Source organism: Pseudomonas parasichuanensis, assembly GCF_021601385.1.
Classification (GTDB): domain Bacteria; phylum Pseudomonadota; class Gammaproteobacteria; order Pseudomonadales; family Pseudomonadaceae; genus Aquipseudomonas; species Aquipseudomonas parasichuanensis.
In genome coordinates this window covers 62,262-78,022 of record NZ_BQHO01000017.1, presented here as the reverse complement: position 1 = coordinate 78,022, position 15,761 = coordinate 62,262, and the positions used below count along the sequence as shown (strand labels likewise).

Below are 15,761 nucleotides of genomic sequence, written 5' to 3'. Positions count from 1 at the left end.
GGTGAGAAACCGAGGCGCAGAAGGAACTCGGCCAGACCGAAGTCTGCCCGGGCACGGCTGCCATAGCTGGAATGCCGTTATCTACGCGACGGGTTCTCACACCCGGTCACCAAATGTGGCGACCGGGTGAAGTTAGCCCTGAGGGATTTCCCCGACAACGCAGCAACTTCCGGCAGGGGCGTAGGATAGTTCCCAAGGTTGTTGGGCTGAAGCATTTGGTTGCAGGTTCGGAAATGTCTTACGGCTGGAGGGCCATTCCTGGATGGGTATTCGGGTGAGGGCCGCCAGGTGCTTGCCGGTGTTTTTGCAGCGCCTATGAGATCGAGCGCCGCCCGCGCGGCGCATCGCTGGCAAGCCAGCTCCCACATCTGTTTCGGGCCAGTTACTCCTGTTCTATCTTCACTGTCCGCCTTGTTGGCATGACGCGGTATCGAGGTGGGCGTTGCCGGCCCCTCACAAGACTTAAGGCATGCACCAAGGCGGGCAGCGGTACCTTCACAGGAATAATTGGCCCGAAACAGATGTGGGAGCTGGCTTGCCAGCGATGCGCCGCGCGGGCGGCGCTCGATCTCAAGAGCGCTGCAAAAGCATCGGCGAACACCTGGTGGCCCTCACCCGATATCCCGGCATGCACCCGGCCGCCCTCACGCGATCTCGTCCAACAATCAGCTCACCCGCGCCCGCGTCACCCGATCCACCAGATACACCAACCCGTGATAGTCGATCCCACTATGGCTCGACAGCCCAATCTCGCAGGTGCGGCTGGTAGAAATCCCTTCACTGCAATACTGCACCGCATCCTTGAGCGTACGCAGCGAGTGGGCATTGAGTTCAGGCGTGGTGAAGCCCTTGTCACCGGCAAACCCGCAGCAGTGAATACCTTCAGGAATCACCACGTTCTTGCTGCAACGCCGCGCCAGGTCGATCAGCGCCTGGCTCTCGCCCAAGTGCTGGGTGCTGCAGGTCACGTGCACGGCCACCGGCTCGTCCTGGGGGGTGAACTCCAGCTTGTTCACCAGGTGGGTGCGGATGAACCGCACCGGGTCGTACAGGTCCAGGCGGGTTTCGCCCAGGTCCTGCACCAGGCGCAGGGTGCAGGGGCTGGTGTCGCAGTAGATCGGATCTAGGCCGCCGCGGCTGGCGTGCAGCAGGGCGTTGATCAACTCCTGGCGCTTGTGCTCGGCCTGCTCGGGGTAGCCCTTGGAGGCGAATGGCTGGCCACAGCACAGGCTGTCGGCGTTGTCGGGGAACACCACCTGGTAACCGGCCTTTTCCAGCAGGGCGCGGGTCTTGTCCAGCAGCGAGCTTTGCTCGCGGTCGGCGTAGGCAGGGCCCATCACGCGGGAGACGCAGGCGGCCAGGTAAACCACCCGGGGGCGGGTGTCGTTGCTCGGTGCGTTAAGGGCGATGGCACGCAGGGGCTGCGGCATGGCCGGGGTCCATTGCGGCAGGCGGCCTTTGCTGGCCTTGCTCAGGCTGGCGCTCAGGCGGGCCATGCGTGGCGCGCCCAGCAATTTGCGGGCGCCGTTGGCGGCGGCCAGGGTCAGGCGGGCGCCGCGCAGGGTGGTGTGGAAGTGCTCGGCCAGCCAGTCGGCGGCCTTGGCGTGCTCGGCGGCCTGGCCACGCAGCTTCTTCACCAGGTCGCCGGTGTTGATGCCCACCGGGCAGCGCTGGGCGCACAGGCCGGTGGCGGCGCAGGTGTCGATGCCCTGGTACTGGTAGGTGTGCAGCAGTTCGCGGGTGTCGAGGCCGGCGCGCTTCTTGGCCTGGATATCGCGCCACATGACGATGCGCTGGCGGGGGCTGAGGGTGAGGCCTTTGGACGGGCAGACCGGTTCGCAGAAGCCGCACTCGATGCACTTGTCGACGATTTCGTCGGCGGCGGGCAGTGGCTTGAGGTTCTTCAGGTGGATGTCCGGGTCCTCGCTCAGCACCACGTCGGGGTTGAGGATGCCGTTGGGGTCGAGCAGGCGCTTGAGCTGCCACATCAGTTGGTAAGCGTCCTTGCCCCATTCCAGCTCGACGAAGGGCGCCATGTTGCGCCCGGTGCCGTGTTCGGCCTTGAGCGAGCCGCCGAACTCCACGGCCACCAGTTGCGCCACGTCATCCATGAAGGCCTGGTAGCGGGCTACTTCCTCGGCGCTGTTGAAGCCTTGGGTGAAGACGAAGTGCAGGTTGCCTTCCAGGGCGTGGCCGAAAATGATCGCTTCGTCGTAGTGGTGCTTGTCGAACAGCTGGATCAGGCGGTTGACGCCCTCGGCCAGTTGCTCGATGGGGAAGGTGACGTCTTCGATGATCACGGTGGTGCCGGTCTGGCGCACGGCGCCGACGGCGGGGAAGGTGTCCTTGCGGATTTTCCACAGCTGGTTGTACACCGCCGGGTTTTCGCTGAACTCGACCTTCTGCTCCAGTGGGTAGTCGGCAATCGACGCCATCACCTGGTCGAGCTGCTCGTGCAGCAGGCTCTGGCTGGCGGCGCGGCACTCGATCAGCAGGGCGCAGGCGTTGGCCGACAGGTCCTTGACCCACGCCGGCATGCCGGGCATTTCCTGCACTGAGCGCAGGCTGCGGCGGTCGAGCAATTCGACGGCGGATACGGGCTGGCGCTTGAGCACGGTCACAGCGCGGCAGCAGCTTTCCACGGTGGGAAACACCAGCAGGGCGCTGGCCTTGTGCGGGTGGTCGGGCACGGTGTCGTAGGTGACCGCGCTGATGAAGCCGAGGGTGCCTTCGGAACCGACCAGCAAGTGCTGGAGGATATCGAGCGGCTGGTCGTAGTCCACCAGCGCATTGAGTGACAGGCCGGTCGTGTTCTTGAGGCGGTATTTGTGCCGGATGCGGTCGGCCAGTTCGGTGTTGGCGCGGGTTTCGCGGCCGAGGCGGGCGAGGGCTTCCAGCAGGTCGGCGTGGCTGTTTTCGAACGCGGCGACGCTGGCCGGGTCTTCGCTGTCCAGGCGGGTGCCGTCGGCCAGCACCAGGCGCAGGCCGGCCAGGGTGTGGTAGGTGTTCTGCGCGGTGCCGCAGCACATGCCGCTGGCGTTGTTGGCGACGATGCCGCCGATCTTGCAGGCGTTGATCGAGGCCGGGTCGGGGCCGATCTTGCGGCCGAAGGGGGCCAGCCAGGCGTTGGCCTGGGCGCCGATCACGCCGGGTTGCAGGCGGATCTGCTCGCCTTGGCGGCGAATCTCGCGGCCATTCCAGTTATCGCCGAGCACGATCAGCACCGAGTCGCTGATGGCCTGGCCAGACAGGCTGGTGCCGGCGGCGCGGAAGGTGACCGGCACGCGCTCGCGCTGGGCCAGCTGCAGCAGGGCGACCACTTCGTCCTCGGACTCCACGCGCACCACCAGCTTGGGGATCAGCCGGTAGAAGCTGGCGTCGGTGCCGAAGGCCAGGGTCGAGGTGGGGTCGTCGAAGCGGCGTTCGGCGGGGATCAGGCGCTCGGCATCACGCAGGAACGCGGCGGGCAGGCTCATGCAGTCTCCTCGCGGGGCCGCGGCGTCTGGCGCGCGGCGTGCCCCGGGTATTCAGGCGGTAGCGGGCGCTCAGGCGCCCAGTTCGCGGACCAGCGAGTCGCGGGTGATCGCGCTGATGGACTTGGCGCCGGTCAGCACCATGGCCACGCGCATTTCCTTCTCGAACAACTCCAGCAGGTTCTTCACCCCGGCCTCGCCGTGGGTGGCCAGGGCATAGAGGAAGGCGCGGCCGATCAGCACGGTGTCGGCGCCCAGGGCGATCATGCGCACCACGTCGAGGCCGCTGCGGATGCCGGAGTCGGCGAGGATCTTGATGTCACCCTTCACCGCGTCGGCGATGGCCGGCAGGGCGCGGGCGCTGGACAGCACGCCGTCGAGCTGGCGGCCGCCGTGGTTGGAGACGACGATGCCGTCGGCGCCGAACTTGACCGCGTCGCGGGCGTCATCGGCGTCGAGGATGCCCTTGATGATCATCGGGCCGTCCCAGAATTCGCGGATCCACTCCAGGTCTTTCCAGGAGATGGACGGGTCGAAGTTGTTGCCCAGCCAGCCGATGTAGTCGGCCAGGCCCGTGGGGTTGCCACGGTATTTGGAGATGTTGCCCAGGTCGTGCGGGCGGCCCATCACGCCGACGTCCCAGGCCCATTGCGGGTGGGTCATGGCTTGCAGCACGCGGCGCAGCGGGCCGTTGGCGCCGCTCATGCCGGAGTGGGCGTCGCGGTAGCGGGCGCCGGGCACGGGCATGTCGACGGTGAACACCAGGGTTTTCACGCCGGCGGCCTTGGCGCGCTCAAGGGCGTTGCGCATGAAGCCGCGGTCCTTGAGTACGTACAGCTGGAACCACATCGGCCGATCGATGGCCGGGGCCACTTCTTCGATCGGGCACACCGACACGGTGGACATGGTGAAGGGGATGCCATGGGCGGCGGCGGCGCGGGCGGCCTGCACTTCGCCGCGGCGGGCGTACATGCCGGTGAGGCCGACCGGGGCCAGGGCCACGGGCATGCTCAGGGTTTCGTTGAACAGTTGGGTCTCGAGGCTGAGCTCGGACATGTTGTTCAGCACGCGCTGGCGCAGGGCGATGCTGGCCAGGTCCGACACGTTGTGGCGCAGGGTGTGCTCGGCGTAGGCGCCGCCGTCGGCGTAGTGGAACAGGAAGGGGGGCAGCTTGCGTTGGGCCGCGGCGCGATAGTCGGTGGAGGCGGAAATGATCATGGATTCTCGCAGCGTTGCTTGTGGGGAGTGCCGGGCGCGTGAGGGCGCCCGGCCCCTGTCACTTTAGTGATGAACCAGCATGCCGGTGAGCCAGTAGGCCTGGATCAGGGTGATCAGGCCGACGATGGTGGCGAAGAACAGGCTGTGCTTGACGGTGAAGCGGAACAGGTCGGATTCCTTGCCCACCAGGCCGGTGGCGGCGCAGGCCACGGCGATCGACTGCGGCGAGATCATCTTGCCGGTCACGCCGCCGCTGGTGTTGGCGGCTACCAGCAGGGTGTCGTTGACGCCGATCTGGTGCGCGGTGGTGGCCTGCAGCGAGCTGAACAGGGCGTTGGACGAGGTGTCGGAGCCGGTCAGGAACACGCCCAGCCAGCCGAGGAACGGCGAGAAGAACGGGAACGCGGCGCCGGTGCCGGCCAGTACCAGGGCCATGGTCGAAGACATGCCCGAGTAGTTGGTGACGAAGGCGAAGGCCAGCACCATGCCGATCGACAGGATCGGCCAGCGCAGTTCCCAGAAGGTCTCTTTAAAAGTGGTCAGACCAGTTTTGAAATTGATCTTCAGCACTGCCATGGAGATCAGCGCGGAGAGGAAGATCGCGGTGCCGGTGGCGGAGATCGGGTCGAGCTTGAACACCGCAGGCATGGCGGTAGGCGCGGCGACGATCGGGGCGGTCTTGATCACCAGCTGGTCGAGGTGCGGGATGGCGAAGTTGAACACGAAGTTGTACATCGCACCGCCCGGGGCGAATGCGGCCTTGAACGGCTTGAGGGTCCAGATGGTCACCAGCACGGTGAGGATCAGGAACGGCGACCAGGCCTTGAAGATCTCGCCGAAGCTGTAGGGGCTTGGCTGGCTGCCGCTCGACTGGACCACGGCGGCGCCGACGCTGCCCTTGGCCTCGCTGAACGAGCGCTTGGGCTGCCAGACTTTGAGGAACAGGGTCAGGGCGATCAGGCTGGCCAGGGCCGAGGTGATGTCGGGCAGCTCTGGGCCGATGAAGTTGGAGGTGAAGTACTGGGTGACGGCGAAGCTCAGGCCGGCGACCAGGGCGGCAGGCCAGGTCTCTTTCACGCCGCGCAGGCCGTCCATCATGAACACCAGCCAGAACGGCACGAACAGCGACAGCAGTGGCAGCTGGCGGCCGGTCATGGCGCCGATGTGGAAGGCGTCGATACCGGTCACTTGGCCGGCGACGATGATCGGGATGCCGAGGGCGCCGAAGGCCACCGGGGCGGTGTTGGCGATCAGGCACAGGCCGGCGGCGTACAGCGGGTTGAAGCCCAGGCCTACCAGCAGCGCGGCGGTGATGGCCACGGGGGCGCCGAAGCCGGCGGCGCCTTCGAGGAAGGCACCGAAGCAGAAGCCAATCAGCAGCACTTGCAGGCGCTGGTCGTCGGTGATCGACAGCACCGAGCTGCGGATCACTTCGAACTGGCCGCTCTTGACCGTGAGTTTGTAGAGGAACACCGCGGCAACGATGATCCAGGCAATCGGCCAGAGGCCGTAGAGGAAGCCATAACCCGCGGCGGCGAAGGCCATGTCGACAGGCATCTGGAAGGCGAAGATCGCCACCAGGATCGACAGCGCGAGGGTGATGCTGCCGGCGACGTGGCCTTTGAGGCGGAACACGGCGAGGGCAAGGAAGAAGAACACGATAGGGATGACCGCCGCCAGTGCGGACAGACCAAGACTACCAAGCGGGCTATAGAGTTGTTGCCAGGTTTGCATATGGGGTGGCCCCTAATTTTTGTTGGTAAGGCACTGGCATTGGATAATTGGTAAGACCAATTTACAATGGCTGGTCGCTAGGTTAAGAGCGCCATTGCGGGTGTGTCAATTTGTCCCGTGCAAAACTTTGGTCGGATGCCGATGAGCGGGCGCCTGATGGGTGGCTAAAATCGCCGACTGATGGGTGTCGGCACAGGCCGGATAGGCGCAGAATAGGCGCCCCCGGGATCCGCACGCCGGGGTTTGTGGAGAGCATGTAGATGGTTTTTGATCAGGTCCGCCAACGGCGCCTGTCCGACGACATCGTCGATCGGTTGGAAGGGATGATTCTGGAAGGCACGCTGACCTCGGGGCAGCGGCTGCCGGCCGAGCGTGCGCTGGCCGAACAGTTCGGGGTGTCCCGCCCGTCGTTGCGCGAGGCGATCCAGAAGCTGGTGGCCAAGGGGTTGCTGGTCAGCCGCCAGGGCGGTGGCAACTACGTGGCCGAGTCGCTGGGCTCGACCTTTAGCGACCCGCTGCTCAAGCTGCTCGAGGGTAGCCCGCAGGCACAGCACGACTTGCTGGAGTTTCGCCACACCCTGGAGGCGTCATGTGCCTATTACGCGGCGCAGCGTGCCACCGGGCCGGACCGCGAGCGGTTGAAGGTGGCCTTCGATGCCTTGCAGGATTGCTACAACCGGGTTGACGAGGTCAGCCGGGCGGAGGAGGGCGCGGCCGATGCAAACTTCCACCTGGCCATCGCCGAGGCCAGCCACAATGCGGTGCTGCTGCACACCATTCGTGGCTTGTTCGACCTGCTCAAGCGCAACGTGGTGACCAATATCGGTGGCATGTACCGGCAGCGCAGCGAAACGCGCGACATGCTGATCGGGCAGCACCGTGAGTTGTACGAAGCGATTGTCGAAGGGCGTGCGGAGGATGCGCGGGAGGTTTCCAGCCGGCACATTCTGTATGTGCAGGAGGTGCTGGAAGAGGCGCAGGAAGAGGCCCAGCGGGTGGCGCGGGCGGAGCGGCGCAGCGGGCGGTGAATCCGCGCGGGCCCCTTCGCGGGTAAACCCGCTCCCACAGGATTTCACTGTCTTGGGTATCAGTGCAATCCTGTGGGAGCGGGTTTACCCGCGAAGGGCCCTTATGGGCTAAAGAAGATTTACTCTTCCTTGCCCTTGTTGCGCATGGTGCGCTGCAGCTCGCGGTTGGAGTCGCGTTCGCGCACGGTGTCGCGCTTGTCGAACTCCTTCTTGCCCTTGCCGAGCGCGATCTCGCACTTGATCAGGTGCTTGCTCCAGTACAGCGACATCGCCACGCAGGTGTAGCCCTTCTGCGCCACGGCCGCTTCGAGGCGCTCAAGCTCGCGCTTGTTCAGCAGCAGCTTGCGGGTGCGGATCGGGTCGGCGATGACGTGGGTGCTGGCGGTGGTCAGCGGGGTGATGTGGCTGCCGAACAGCCAGGCTTCGCCATCCTTGAGCAGCACATAGCTGTCGGTCAGGTGCGCCTTGCCGGCCCGCAGGCTCTTTACTTCCCAACCGGACAGGACCAGCCCGGCCTCGAACTTGTGTTCGATGAAGTAATCGTGTCGCGCCTTTTTGTTCTGCGCGATGGTCCCGGTCGGATGTTTCTTTTGCTTAGCCATAGGGGCGGCATTATAGGGAGTCGCCGCGTCCTCGGCTATGGGGTTTAGGTGCGCTTGAGCCTGTTGTGTGAATCCCGGACAATGCAGCCCTTGTTCTGACTGACAGAATCGTTTTCGAGGCGCTATGAAGCGCTGCCGCCCCGTTTGGAAGTGACGCCTGGATGACTACCCATATTCAACGCTCTGCCCTGCTGCCTTACCCTGCCCAGGCGCTCTACGACCTGGTCAACGATGTGGCCAGTTACCCGGCGTTCTTGCCTTGGTGCTCGGCCTCGACGGTGATCGAAAGCAGCGACACGCACATGCGTGCCAGGCTGGAAGTGGCCAAGGGTGGCATCAGCCAGCATTTCGTCACAAGCAATGTGCTGGTGCCGGGGCAGTCGATCGAGATGAACCTCGAAGAGGGGCCGTTCTCCCAGCTGCACGGGCTTTGGGTGTTCAAGCCGCTGGGGGAGAAGGCCTGCAAGATCAGCCTCGACTTGTCGTTCGACTACGCCGGTGCCTTGGTGAGGGCGACCTTGGGGCCGCTGTTCAACCAGGCTGCCAATACCATGGTCGATGCGTTCTGCGAGCGTGCCAAGCAGCTGTATGCCTGAGGTGTCGGCAGCCGCCCAATAAAAAGCCCGGGCAGTGCCCGGGCTTTTTCGTTGTCGCCTGCGGTTATTGCGGCGAGGTTTCCAGCGGCGCTGGCGTCGGGACCGGGGTGGTCTCGATGGTGTCGATCTCTTTTTGCAGCGTCTCTTCCAGCGAGCCTGGCTTGGCCGGTTTTTCCGGTTGCTGGCTTGGCTGGTGCGCCGGGCTGACCGTGGTATCGCCGCTGCCACCGAGGATTTCCTGGTCGCGGCTGACGCCGGGCATGAAGTCGCCGGCCAGGCTGACCAGTTGGTCGCTGTCGTTGAAGAAAATGCTCATGCGCTCTTGCTGGCGCTGGCCGCCACCCGGCTGCAGGCTGTACAGGTAGTCCCACCGATTGGTGTGGAAGGTGTCCTGGATCAGCGGGTTGCCCATGATAAACCTTACTTGCCGGCGGGTCATTCCCGGGCGTAATTGGTCTATCATGTCTTGCGTGACGACATTGCCCTGCTGGATGTCGATTTTGTAAACCCCGGGAAACGAGCAACCGGCGAGTGCGAGCAGTCCCACAAGGGTGAGGCTGGTTAGCAAGAGCTTGGTGTTTTGCATCGGTGGGCGACTTCCACTATCTTGGCTGGACAACGTAAACCCCGATCATACCCGTATTAAGAGAAGCTGCGAAGCAGCATCGGCGAGAAAGCTGACCATGGTTGAAAATAGCGAATTGCGCAAAGCGGGCCTCAAGGTAACCCTGCCTCGAGTCAAGATTCTTCAGATGCTCGACTCCGCCGAGCAGCGTCACATGAGTGCCGAGGATGTCTACAAGGCGCTGATGGAAGCGGGTGAGGATGTCGGCTTGGCGACCGTGTACCGCGTACTGACCCAGTTCGAAGCGGCGGGCCTGGTGGAGCGCCACAACTTCGATGGCGGCCACGCCGTGTTCGAGTTGGCGGATGGCAAGCACCACGATCACATGGTCAACGTGGACAGCGGTGAAGTCATTGAATTCTTCGATGCCGAAATCGAGAAGCGCCAGAAAGAGATCGTTGCCGAGCACGGCTTCGAGCTGGTGGATCACAATCTGGTCCTCTATGTGCGTAAAAAGAAGTAACGATTTAGCTCGTTATTGACGACAAAGGCGACCTTCGGGTCGCCTTTGTGCTTTTGAGGGAGTTTGAAAACTCTATGGGAGCGGCGGTTCGCCGCTGCGACTTGCCCGCGAAGCAGCCACCGCGCTGACTGGCACCGGCTGCGCCGGTGTTCGCGGGCAAGCCCGCTCCCACAGGGATCGCGTAGGCTTTTTAGAAACTGAGCAAGACAGTTGCTCCTACAGGTGGTCGTGCCAAGCTTCAGGCCTTGCCGCTGACCACCATCTTGCGCGCGTGGGCCAGGGATTCCTTGGTCAGGTCGATACCGCCGAGCATTCGCGCCACTTCCTCGACCCGCTCGCGCTTGGCCAGGCTGGCCACGGCGGTGTGGGTGGTGTCGCTGTTGCGCACCTTGTGCACGAACAGGTGGTGGTGCCCCTGGGCCGCCACCTGGGGCAGATGGGTCACGGTCAGCACCTGGCCGCGTTCGCCCAGGCGGCGCAGCAACTGGCCAACGATCTCGGCGGTGGGGCCGCCGATACCGACGTCCACTTCGTCGAACACCAGCGTGGGGATGCGCGAGGTCTGTGCGGTGATCACCTGGATCGCCAGGCTGATACGCGACAGCTCACCGCCCGAGGCCACTTTGGCCAGGGCCTTGAGAGGCTGCCCCGGGTTCGCGCTGACCAGCAGCTCGACCTGCTCCATTCCGTGGGGTGAGAGGTCGCCATTGTCGAGGGGGGTAAGCGCGATGCAGAAGCGCCCGCCTGGCATGCCCAAGCGCTGGATTTCCTGCTCCACGGCTTCGGCCAGCTGTTTGGCGGCCTGCTCGCGCAGGGCGCTCAGTTCGCGAGCCCGCTCTTTATAGTGCTGGGCAAATGCTGCCAGTTCTTCACCCAGGCGTTCGATCGATTCGTCGCTGGCGTTCAGCCCTTCGATTTCTTCCATCAGGCGCTGCTGCAACTGCGGCAGCTCGGTGGGGTGCACGCGGTGCTTGCGGGCGAGGGTATAGATAGTGTCGAGCCGCTCTTCGAGCGCTTGCAGGCGTAGCGGATCGGCATCGAAGTTGTCGAGGAAGCGGTTGAGTTCGCCGACGGCTTCTTCCACCTGGATTTGTGCGCTGGCGATCAGGTTGACCGCCTCGCCCAGGGCCCGGGGTGCATTGCTGACCGCCGTGAGGCGGTTGAGGCTGACGGTCAGGGCGCTGAGTACGTTGCCCGAGTCGCTTTCGCTGCACTGGTCGATGACCTGGCGGCAGATGCCGAACAGTGCCTCGGCGTTGGTCAGGTTCTTGTGTTCCTGCTCCAGCAGCTCCAGCTCGTTTTCGCCGAGCCCGAGGTTGTCCAGTTCTTCGAGCTGGTAGCTCAGCAGCTGGTGGCGCGCGCGCTGCTCGTCGCCGGAGTTGCTCAGCCGTTCGAGCTCCTGGCGGGTCTGGCTCCAGCGCTTGGCCGCAAGCTGTACCTGGCGTGCCAGGTCGATGGCGCCGGCGTACTCGTCCACCAGGCGGCGGTGGGTGTCGGTTTTGAGAAGTGACTGGTGTTCGTGCTGGCTGTGGATGTCGATCAGCAGCTCGCCCAGGGCCTTGAGGTCGCCAAGCGGGCAGGGTGTGCCATTGATGTAGCCGCGGCTGCGGCCTTCGGCGGTGATTACCCGGCGCAGGATGCAGGGGCCGTCGCTTTCGAGGTCGCGCTCGGCGAGCCAGCCATGGGCTTCGGGGATGTCCACCAGGTCGAAGGTGGCGAGGATGTCCGCCTTGTCCGCGCCGGGGCGTACCACGCCGCTGTCGGCGCGGTCACCCAGCGCCAGGCCGAGGGCGTCGAGCATGATCGACTTGCCGGCCCCGGTTTCACCGGTGATGACGGACATGCCGCGGGCGAGTTCGAGGTCGAGGTGTTCGACGATGGCGTAGTTGTGGATGGACAGGTGCACCAGCATGTGGGCGGCTCCCGAAGGTGTGGTCTGGATATTTATACAGTGCTTTTTGTGGGTCTGACAATGCCCGCCTGATGAATGTGGATTTCCCGAGCTGCCCTTGAACCTGGTTTTTCCGACCCCATATAGCCGGCAAGACAAGGCGAGCGTGGCTCGCACAACAGAAATTGTGGAGGAGATACCCAATGGCTGACGAACAGCTGGATGAAAAGAACCTGAACCCCGAAGAGGCCGTTGCAGCTAACGCCGACGCCCGCGTTCTGGAGCTCGAGGAGCAGCTGGCCGCCGCCAAGGATCAGTCCCTGCGTGTTGCTGCAGAAGCGCAGAACAGCATTCGTCGCGCTGAACAGGACGTCGACAAGGCCCGCAAGTTCGCCCTGGAGAAGTTCGCCGGCGACCTGTTGCCGATCATCGACAGCCTGGAGCGTGGCCTGGAGCTGTCCAGCGCCGACGACGAAACCATCAAGCCGATGCGCGATGGTATCGAGCTGACCCTGAAGATGTTCCAGGACACCCTCAAGCGCTACAACCTCGAAGCCATCGACCCGCACGGCCAGCCATTCAATGCCGAGCACCACCAGGCGATGGCCATGCAGGAAAGCGCCGATGTCGAGCCGAACAGCGTGCTGAACGTGTTCCAGAAGGGTTACCTGCTCAACGGCCGTCTGCTGCGCCCCGCCATGGTGGTGGTCAGCAAGGCGCCGAGCGCCCCGCAGCCGTCGATCAACGAAAAGGCTTGAAATCCGTCGGGGCACCCCCATCTAGGTGTCAAGCCTTCAAGTATTACCGCAGTTGGCCAAAGTAGTCGCTGCCACCAAATTCAAGTTTCGGGAGAGTTAACATGGGCAAAATCATCGGTATCGACCTGGGGACCACCAACTCCTGCGTCTCCGTGCTGGAAAACGGCACCGCCAAAGTCATCGAGAACGCCGAAGGCGCGCGTACCACGCCTTCGATCATCGCTTACGCCAACGACGGCGAGATTCTGGTTGGCCAGTCGGCCAAGCGCCAGGCGGTCACCAACCCGCACAACACCCTGTTCGCGGTGAAGCGCCTGATTGGCCGCCGCTTCGAAGAAGATGTCGTGCAGAAAGACATCAAGCTGGTCCCTTACAAGATCGTCAAGGCCAGCAACGGTGACGCCTGGGTAGAGGCCGCCGACAAGCAGATGGCTCCGCCGCAGATCAGCGCCGAAGTCCTGAAAAAGATGAAGAAGACCGCCGAAGACTACCTCGGCGAGCCAGTCACCGAAGCGGTCATCACCGTTCCGGCCTACTTCAACGACAGCCAGCGCCAGGCCACCAAAGACGCCGGTCGCATCGCTGGCCTGGACGTAAAACGTATCATCAACGAACCGACCGCCGCCGCGCTGGCCTACGGCATGGACAAGGGCAAGGGCGACCACACCGTCATCGTCTATGACCTGGGTGGTGGTACCTTCGACGTGTCCGTGATCGAAATCGCCGAAGTCGACGGTGAGCACCAGTTCGAAGTACTGGCCACCAACGGCGACACCTTCCTGGGTGGCGAAGACTTCGACATGCGCCTGATCGACTACCTCGTCGACGAGTTCAAGAAAGAGTCCGGCATGGACCTGAAGAACGATCCCCTGGCCCTGCAGCGTCTGAAGGAAGCTGCTGAAAAGGCCAAGATCGAGCTGTCCTCCGCTCAGTCGACCGACGTCAACCTGCCGTACATCACTGCAGATGCGACCGGTCCTAAGCACCTGAACGTGAAGATCTCCCGCGCCAAGCTGGAATCGCTCGTCGAAGACCTGGTCAACCGTACCATCGAGCCATGCCGTATCGCCCTGAAAGACGCCGGCATCGACGCCAGCAAGATCGACGACGTGATCCTGGTCGGTGGCCAGACCCGTATGCCGATGGTGCAGAAAGCCGTTGCCGACTTCTTCGGTAAAGAAGCGCGTAAAGACGTCAACCCTGACGAAGCCGTGGCCATGGGTGCTGCCATCCAGGGCGCCGTACTGGCCGGTGACGTGAAAGACGTACTGCTGCTGGACGTCAGCCCGCTGACCCTGGGTATCGAAACCATGGGCGGCGTGATGACCGCGCTGATCGAGAAAAACACCACCATCCCGACCAAGAAGTCGCAGGTGTTCTCGACCGCCGACGACAACCAGGGCGCTGTGACCATCCACGTGCTGCAGGGCGAGCGCAAGCAAGCTTCGCAGAACAAGTCGCTGGGCAAGTTCGACCTGGCTGACATTCCGCCAGCACCACGCGGCGTGCCACAAATTGAAGTGACCTTCGACATCGACGCCAACGGCATCCTGCACGTCGGCGCCAAGGACAAGGCTACTGGCAAGGCTCAGTCGATCGTGATCAAGGCCAACTCGGGCCTGTCCGACGAAGAGATCGAGAAAATGGTGCGTGACGCCGAGGCCAATGCCGAGGAAGACCGCAAGTTCGAAGAGCTGGCCGCTGCCCGTAACCAGGGCGACGCGCTGGTTCACTCGACCCGCAAGATGGTCAATGAGGCCGGTGACAAGGTCACTGCCGAAGAGAAGACCGCCATCGAGGCCGCCGTGGTTGCCCTGGAAGCCGCCGTCAAAGGCGACGACAAGGCTGCCATCGACGCCAAGGTCGAGGAACTGTCCAAGGTCTCCGCGCCGGTTGCCCAGAAGATGTACGCCGAGCAGGCCGAGCAGCCGCAGGGCGGCGCCCAGCAGCAGGCCGAGCCGGAAGCCAAGCACGATGACGTGGTTGACGCTGAGTTCGAAGAAGTCAAAGGCGACGACAAGAAGTAATCGTTGCATGTTGTCGACCCGTTCACCGGCATAGGTCGGTGAACTGGTAGGATGTCGCCGCGCGGGGGCTTGCTCCCGCGTTGGCGTGTCTGGAACACGAGAATTATTTACAGCATCTGTCTGGGCGCATTGGCGTATGGCGGCAGGTGCTGACGGCACGACGCAATGATTGCGCACCGTGTGCCGAACGCCCCCAAGAGTGCAAATGACCTATGGCAAAGCGTGATTTTTATGAGGTCCTGGGTGTCGAGCGAGGCGCCAGCGAAGCTGACCTCAAGAAGGCCTATCGCCGCCTGGCGATGAAGTACCACCCGGACCGCAACCCAGGCGATAAAGAGTCGGAAGACAAGTTCAAGGAGGCCAACGAGGCCTACGAAGTACTGTCCGATGCCAGCAAGCGCGCGGCGTTCGACCAGTACGGCCACGCCGGCGTCGACCCGAGCATGGGGGGCGGTGGCGCGGGCTTTGGCGGCGCCAACTTCTCCGACATCTTCGGTGATGTCTTCAGTGACTTCTTTGGCGGCGGCGGCCGCGGCGGCTCGCGTGGCGGCGCTCAGCGCGGCAGCGACCTGCGCTACACCCTCGAACTGAACCTTGAAGAAGCGGTGCGTGGCACCACGGTCAGCATTCGTGTGCCTACCCTGGTCAACTGCGCGCCGTGCGACGGTTCGGGTGCCAAGAAGGGCTCGACCCCGTCGACCTGCCCGACCTGTGGCGGTATCGGCCAGGTGCGCATGCAGCAGGGCTTCTTCTCGGTGCAGCAGACCTGCCCGCGCTGCCATGGCCAGGGCAAGATCATCACCGACCCGTGCAACTCCTGCCATGGCGAAGGCCGTGTCGAGGAATACAAGACCCTGTCGGTCAAGGTGCCGGCTGGCGTCGATACCGGCGACCGCATTCGCCTGTCGGGCGAAGGCGAGGCGGGCGCACATGGTGGCCCGACCGGCGACCTGTACGTGGTGATCAATGTGCGTGAGCACGGGATCTTCCAGCGCGACGGCAAGCACCTGTACTGCGAAGTGCCGATCAGCTACACCGACGCCGCCCTGGGTGGCGAGCTGGAAGTGCCGACCCTGGATGGCCGCGTGAAGCTGAAAATCCCGGAAGGCACCCAGACCGGCAAGCAGTTCCGCCTGCGCGGCAAGGGCGTGGCGCCGGTGCGTGGTGGTGCAGCGGGCGACCTGCTGTGCCGGGTGGCGGTGGAAACCCCGGTCAACCTCAGCCGTCGCCAGCGCGAGCTGCTCGAAGAGCTGCGTGATTCGCTCGAGGGCGACAGCTCCCACTCGCCCAAGGCCAGTGGCTGGTTCGAAGGCGTGAAGCGCTTCTTCGGCGATCTCTGAGAAGGA

12 protein-coding genes are annotated in these 15,761 nt (G+C 63.9%); 6 read left to right on the top strand and 6 right to left on the bottom strand.

From position 1 onward, the window contains the following. Positions 1-665: 665 nt before the first annotated feature. From L6D77_RS15135 to L6D77_RS15125, 3 genes are all read right to left on the bottom strand, one after another. Positions 666-3,476 (bottom strand): FAD-binding and (Fe-S)-binding domain-containing protein, encoded by a 2,811-nt coding sequence (locus L6D77_RS15135; protein ID WP_232884848.1) that lies wholly within the window; start codon positions 3,474-3,476, stop codon positions 666-668. 69 nt (positions 3,477-3,545) lie between these two features. After that, entirely contained in the window at positions 3,546-4,691 is a 1,146-nt protein-coding gene (gene lldD / locus L6D77_RS15130; protein WP_232884849.1) for an FMN-dependent L-lactate dehydrogenase LldD, read from the bottom strand. A 63-nt stretch (positions 4,692-4,754) separates the two neighbouring features. Next, a complete protein-coding gene (locus L6D77_RS15125; protein WP_232884850.1) occupies positions 4,755-6,425 on the bottom strand; it encodes a lactate permease LctP family transporter in 1,671 nt (556 codons plus the stop codon). A 260-nt stretch (positions 6,426-6,685) separates the two neighbouring features. Here L6D77_RS15125 and L6D77_RS15120 point away from each other — a divergent pair, with 260 nt between their 5' ends. Continuing rightward, on the top strand, positions 6,686-7,453 hold the full coding sequence (locus tag L6D77_RS15120; RefSeq protein ID WP_194791804.1) for an FCD domain-containing protein: 768 nt from the start codon (positions 6,686-6,688) through the stop codon (positions 7,451-7,453). Between the two features lie 119 nt (positions 7,454-7,572). On the opposite strand, the gene smpB is transcribed toward L6D77_RS15120, so the two are convergent. Then, positions 7,573-8,055 carry an SsrA-binding protein SmpB gene (gene smpB / locus L6D77_RS15115; protein WP_011532120.1) on the bottom strand — a complete coding sequence of 161 codons (483 nt, stop codon included), beginning with the start codon at positions 8,053-8,055 and terminating at the stop codon, positions 7,573-7,575. A gap of 161 nt (positions 8,056-8,216) precedes the next feature. Here smpB and L6D77_RS15110 point away from each other — a divergent pair, with 161 nt between their 5' ends. Beyond that, positions 8,217-8,651 (top strand): type II toxin-antitoxin system RatA family toxin, encoded by a 435-nt coding sequence (locus L6D77_RS15110; protein WP_232884851.1) that lies wholly within the window; start codon positions 8,217-8,219, stop codon positions 8,649-8,651. Positions 8,652-8,715: 64 nt separating this feature from the next. On the opposite strand, the gene L6D77_RS15105 is transcribed toward L6D77_RS15110, so the two are convergent. Then, the gene (locus L6D77_RS15105) at positions 8,716-9,237 is read right to left on the bottom strand and encodes an outer membrane protein assembly factor BamE (RefSeq protein ID WP_232884852.1); all 522 of its coding nucleotides are present in this window, start codon (positions 9,235-9,237) and stop codon (positions 8,716-8,718) included. A 97-nt stretch (positions 9,238-9,334) separates the two neighbouring features. Here L6D77_RS15105 and fur point away from each other — a divergent pair, with 97 nt between their 5' ends. Continuing rightward, a complete protein-coding gene (gene fur / locus L6D77_RS15100) occupies positions 9,335-9,739 on the top strand; it encodes a ferric iron uptake transcriptional regulator (protein WP_028691268.1) in 405 nt (134 codons plus the stop codon). Between the two features lie 238 nt (positions 9,740-9,977). On the opposite strand, the gene recN is transcribed toward fur, so the two are convergent. After that, positions 9,978-11,651, bottom strand: a complete 1,674-nt coding sequence (gene recN / locus L6D77_RS15095) for a DNA repair protein RecN (RefSeq protein ID WP_232884853.1) — start codon at positions 11,649-11,651, stop codon at positions 9,978-9,980. Between the two features lie 182 nt (positions 11,652-11,833). Here recN and grpE point away from each other — a divergent pair, with 182 nt between their 5' ends. The 3 genes from grpE (at position 11,834) to dnaJ (ending at position 15,755) form a co-directional block, all read left to right on the top strand. Then, positions 11,834-12,388 carry a nucleotide exchange factor GrpE gene (gene grpE / locus L6D77_RS15090; protein ID WP_194791799.1) on the top strand — a complete coding sequence of 185 codons (555 nt, stop codon included), beginning with the start codon at positions 11,834-11,836 and terminating at the stop codon, positions 12,386-12,388. A gap of 101 nt (positions 12,389-12,489) precedes the next feature. After that, positions 12,490-14,415 (top strand): molecular chaperone DnaK, encoded by a 1,926-nt coding sequence (gene dnaK, locus L6D77_RS15085; protein ID WP_232884854.1) that lies wholly within the window; start codon positions 12,490-12,492, stop codon positions 14,413-14,415. 212 nt (positions 14,416-14,627) lie between these two features. After that, the gene (dnaJ, locus tag L6D77_RS15080; protein ID WP_232884855.1) at positions 14,628-15,755 is read left to right on the top strand and encodes a molecular chaperone DnaJ; all 1,128 of its coding nucleotides are present in this window, start codon (positions 14,628-14,630) and stop codon (positions 15,753-15,755) included. Positions 15,756-15,761: the final 6 nt, after the last annotated feature.

What these genes read in the sequence shown, in the direction of transcription:
- lldD (WP_232884849.1), bottom strand. Translation starts at nt 4,691, where the DNA reads ATGATCATTTCCGCCTCCACCGACTATCGCGCCGCGGCCCAACGCAAG.
- L6D77_RS15110 (WP_232884851.1), top strand. Translation starts at nt 8,217, where the DNA reads ATGACTACCCATATTCAACGCTCTGCCCTGCTGCCTTACCCTGCCCAG.
- L6D77_RS15125 (WP_232884850.1), bottom strand. Translation starts at nt 6,425, where the DNA reads ATGCAAACCTGGCAACAACTCTATAGCCCGCTTGGTAGTCTTGGTCTG.
- smpB (WP_011532120.1), bottom strand. Translation starts at nt 8,055, where the DNA reads ATGGCTAAGCAAAAGAAACATCCGACCGGGACCATCGCGCAGAACAAA.
- dnaJ (WP_232884855.1), top strand. Translation starts at nt 14,628, where the DNA reads ATGGCAAAGCGTGATTTTTATGAGGTCCTGGGTGTCGAGCGAGGCGCC.
- recN (WP_232884853.1), bottom strand. Translation starts at nt 11,651, where the DNA reads ATGCTGGTGCACCTGTCCATCCACAACTACGCCATCGTCGAACACCTC.
- fur (WP_028691268.1), top strand. Translation starts at nt 9,335, where the DNA reads ATGGTTGAAAATAGCGAATTGCGCAAAGCGGGCCTCAAGGTAACCCTG.
- grpE (WP_194791799.1), top strand. Translation starts at nt 11,834, where the DNA reads ATGGCTGACGAACAGCTGGATGAAAAGAACCTGAACCCCGAAGAGGCC.
- L6D77_RS15105 (WP_232884852.1), bottom strand. Translation starts at nt 9,237, where the DNA reads ATGCAAAACACCAAGCTCTTGCTAACCAGCCTCACCCTTGTGGGACTG.
- L6D77_RS15135 (WP_232884848.1), bottom strand. Translation starts at nt 3,476, where the DNA reads ATGAGCCTGCCCGCCGCGTTCCTGCGTGATGCCGAGCGCCTGATCCCC.
- L6D77_RS15120 (WP_194791804.1), top strand. Translation starts at nt 6,686, where the DNA reads ATGGTTTTTGATCAGGTCCGCCAACGGCGCCTGTCCGACGACATCGTC.
- dnaK (WP_232884854.1), top strand. Translation starts at nt 12,490, where the DNA reads ATGGGCAAAATCATCGGTATCGACCTGGGGACCACCAACTCCTGCGTC.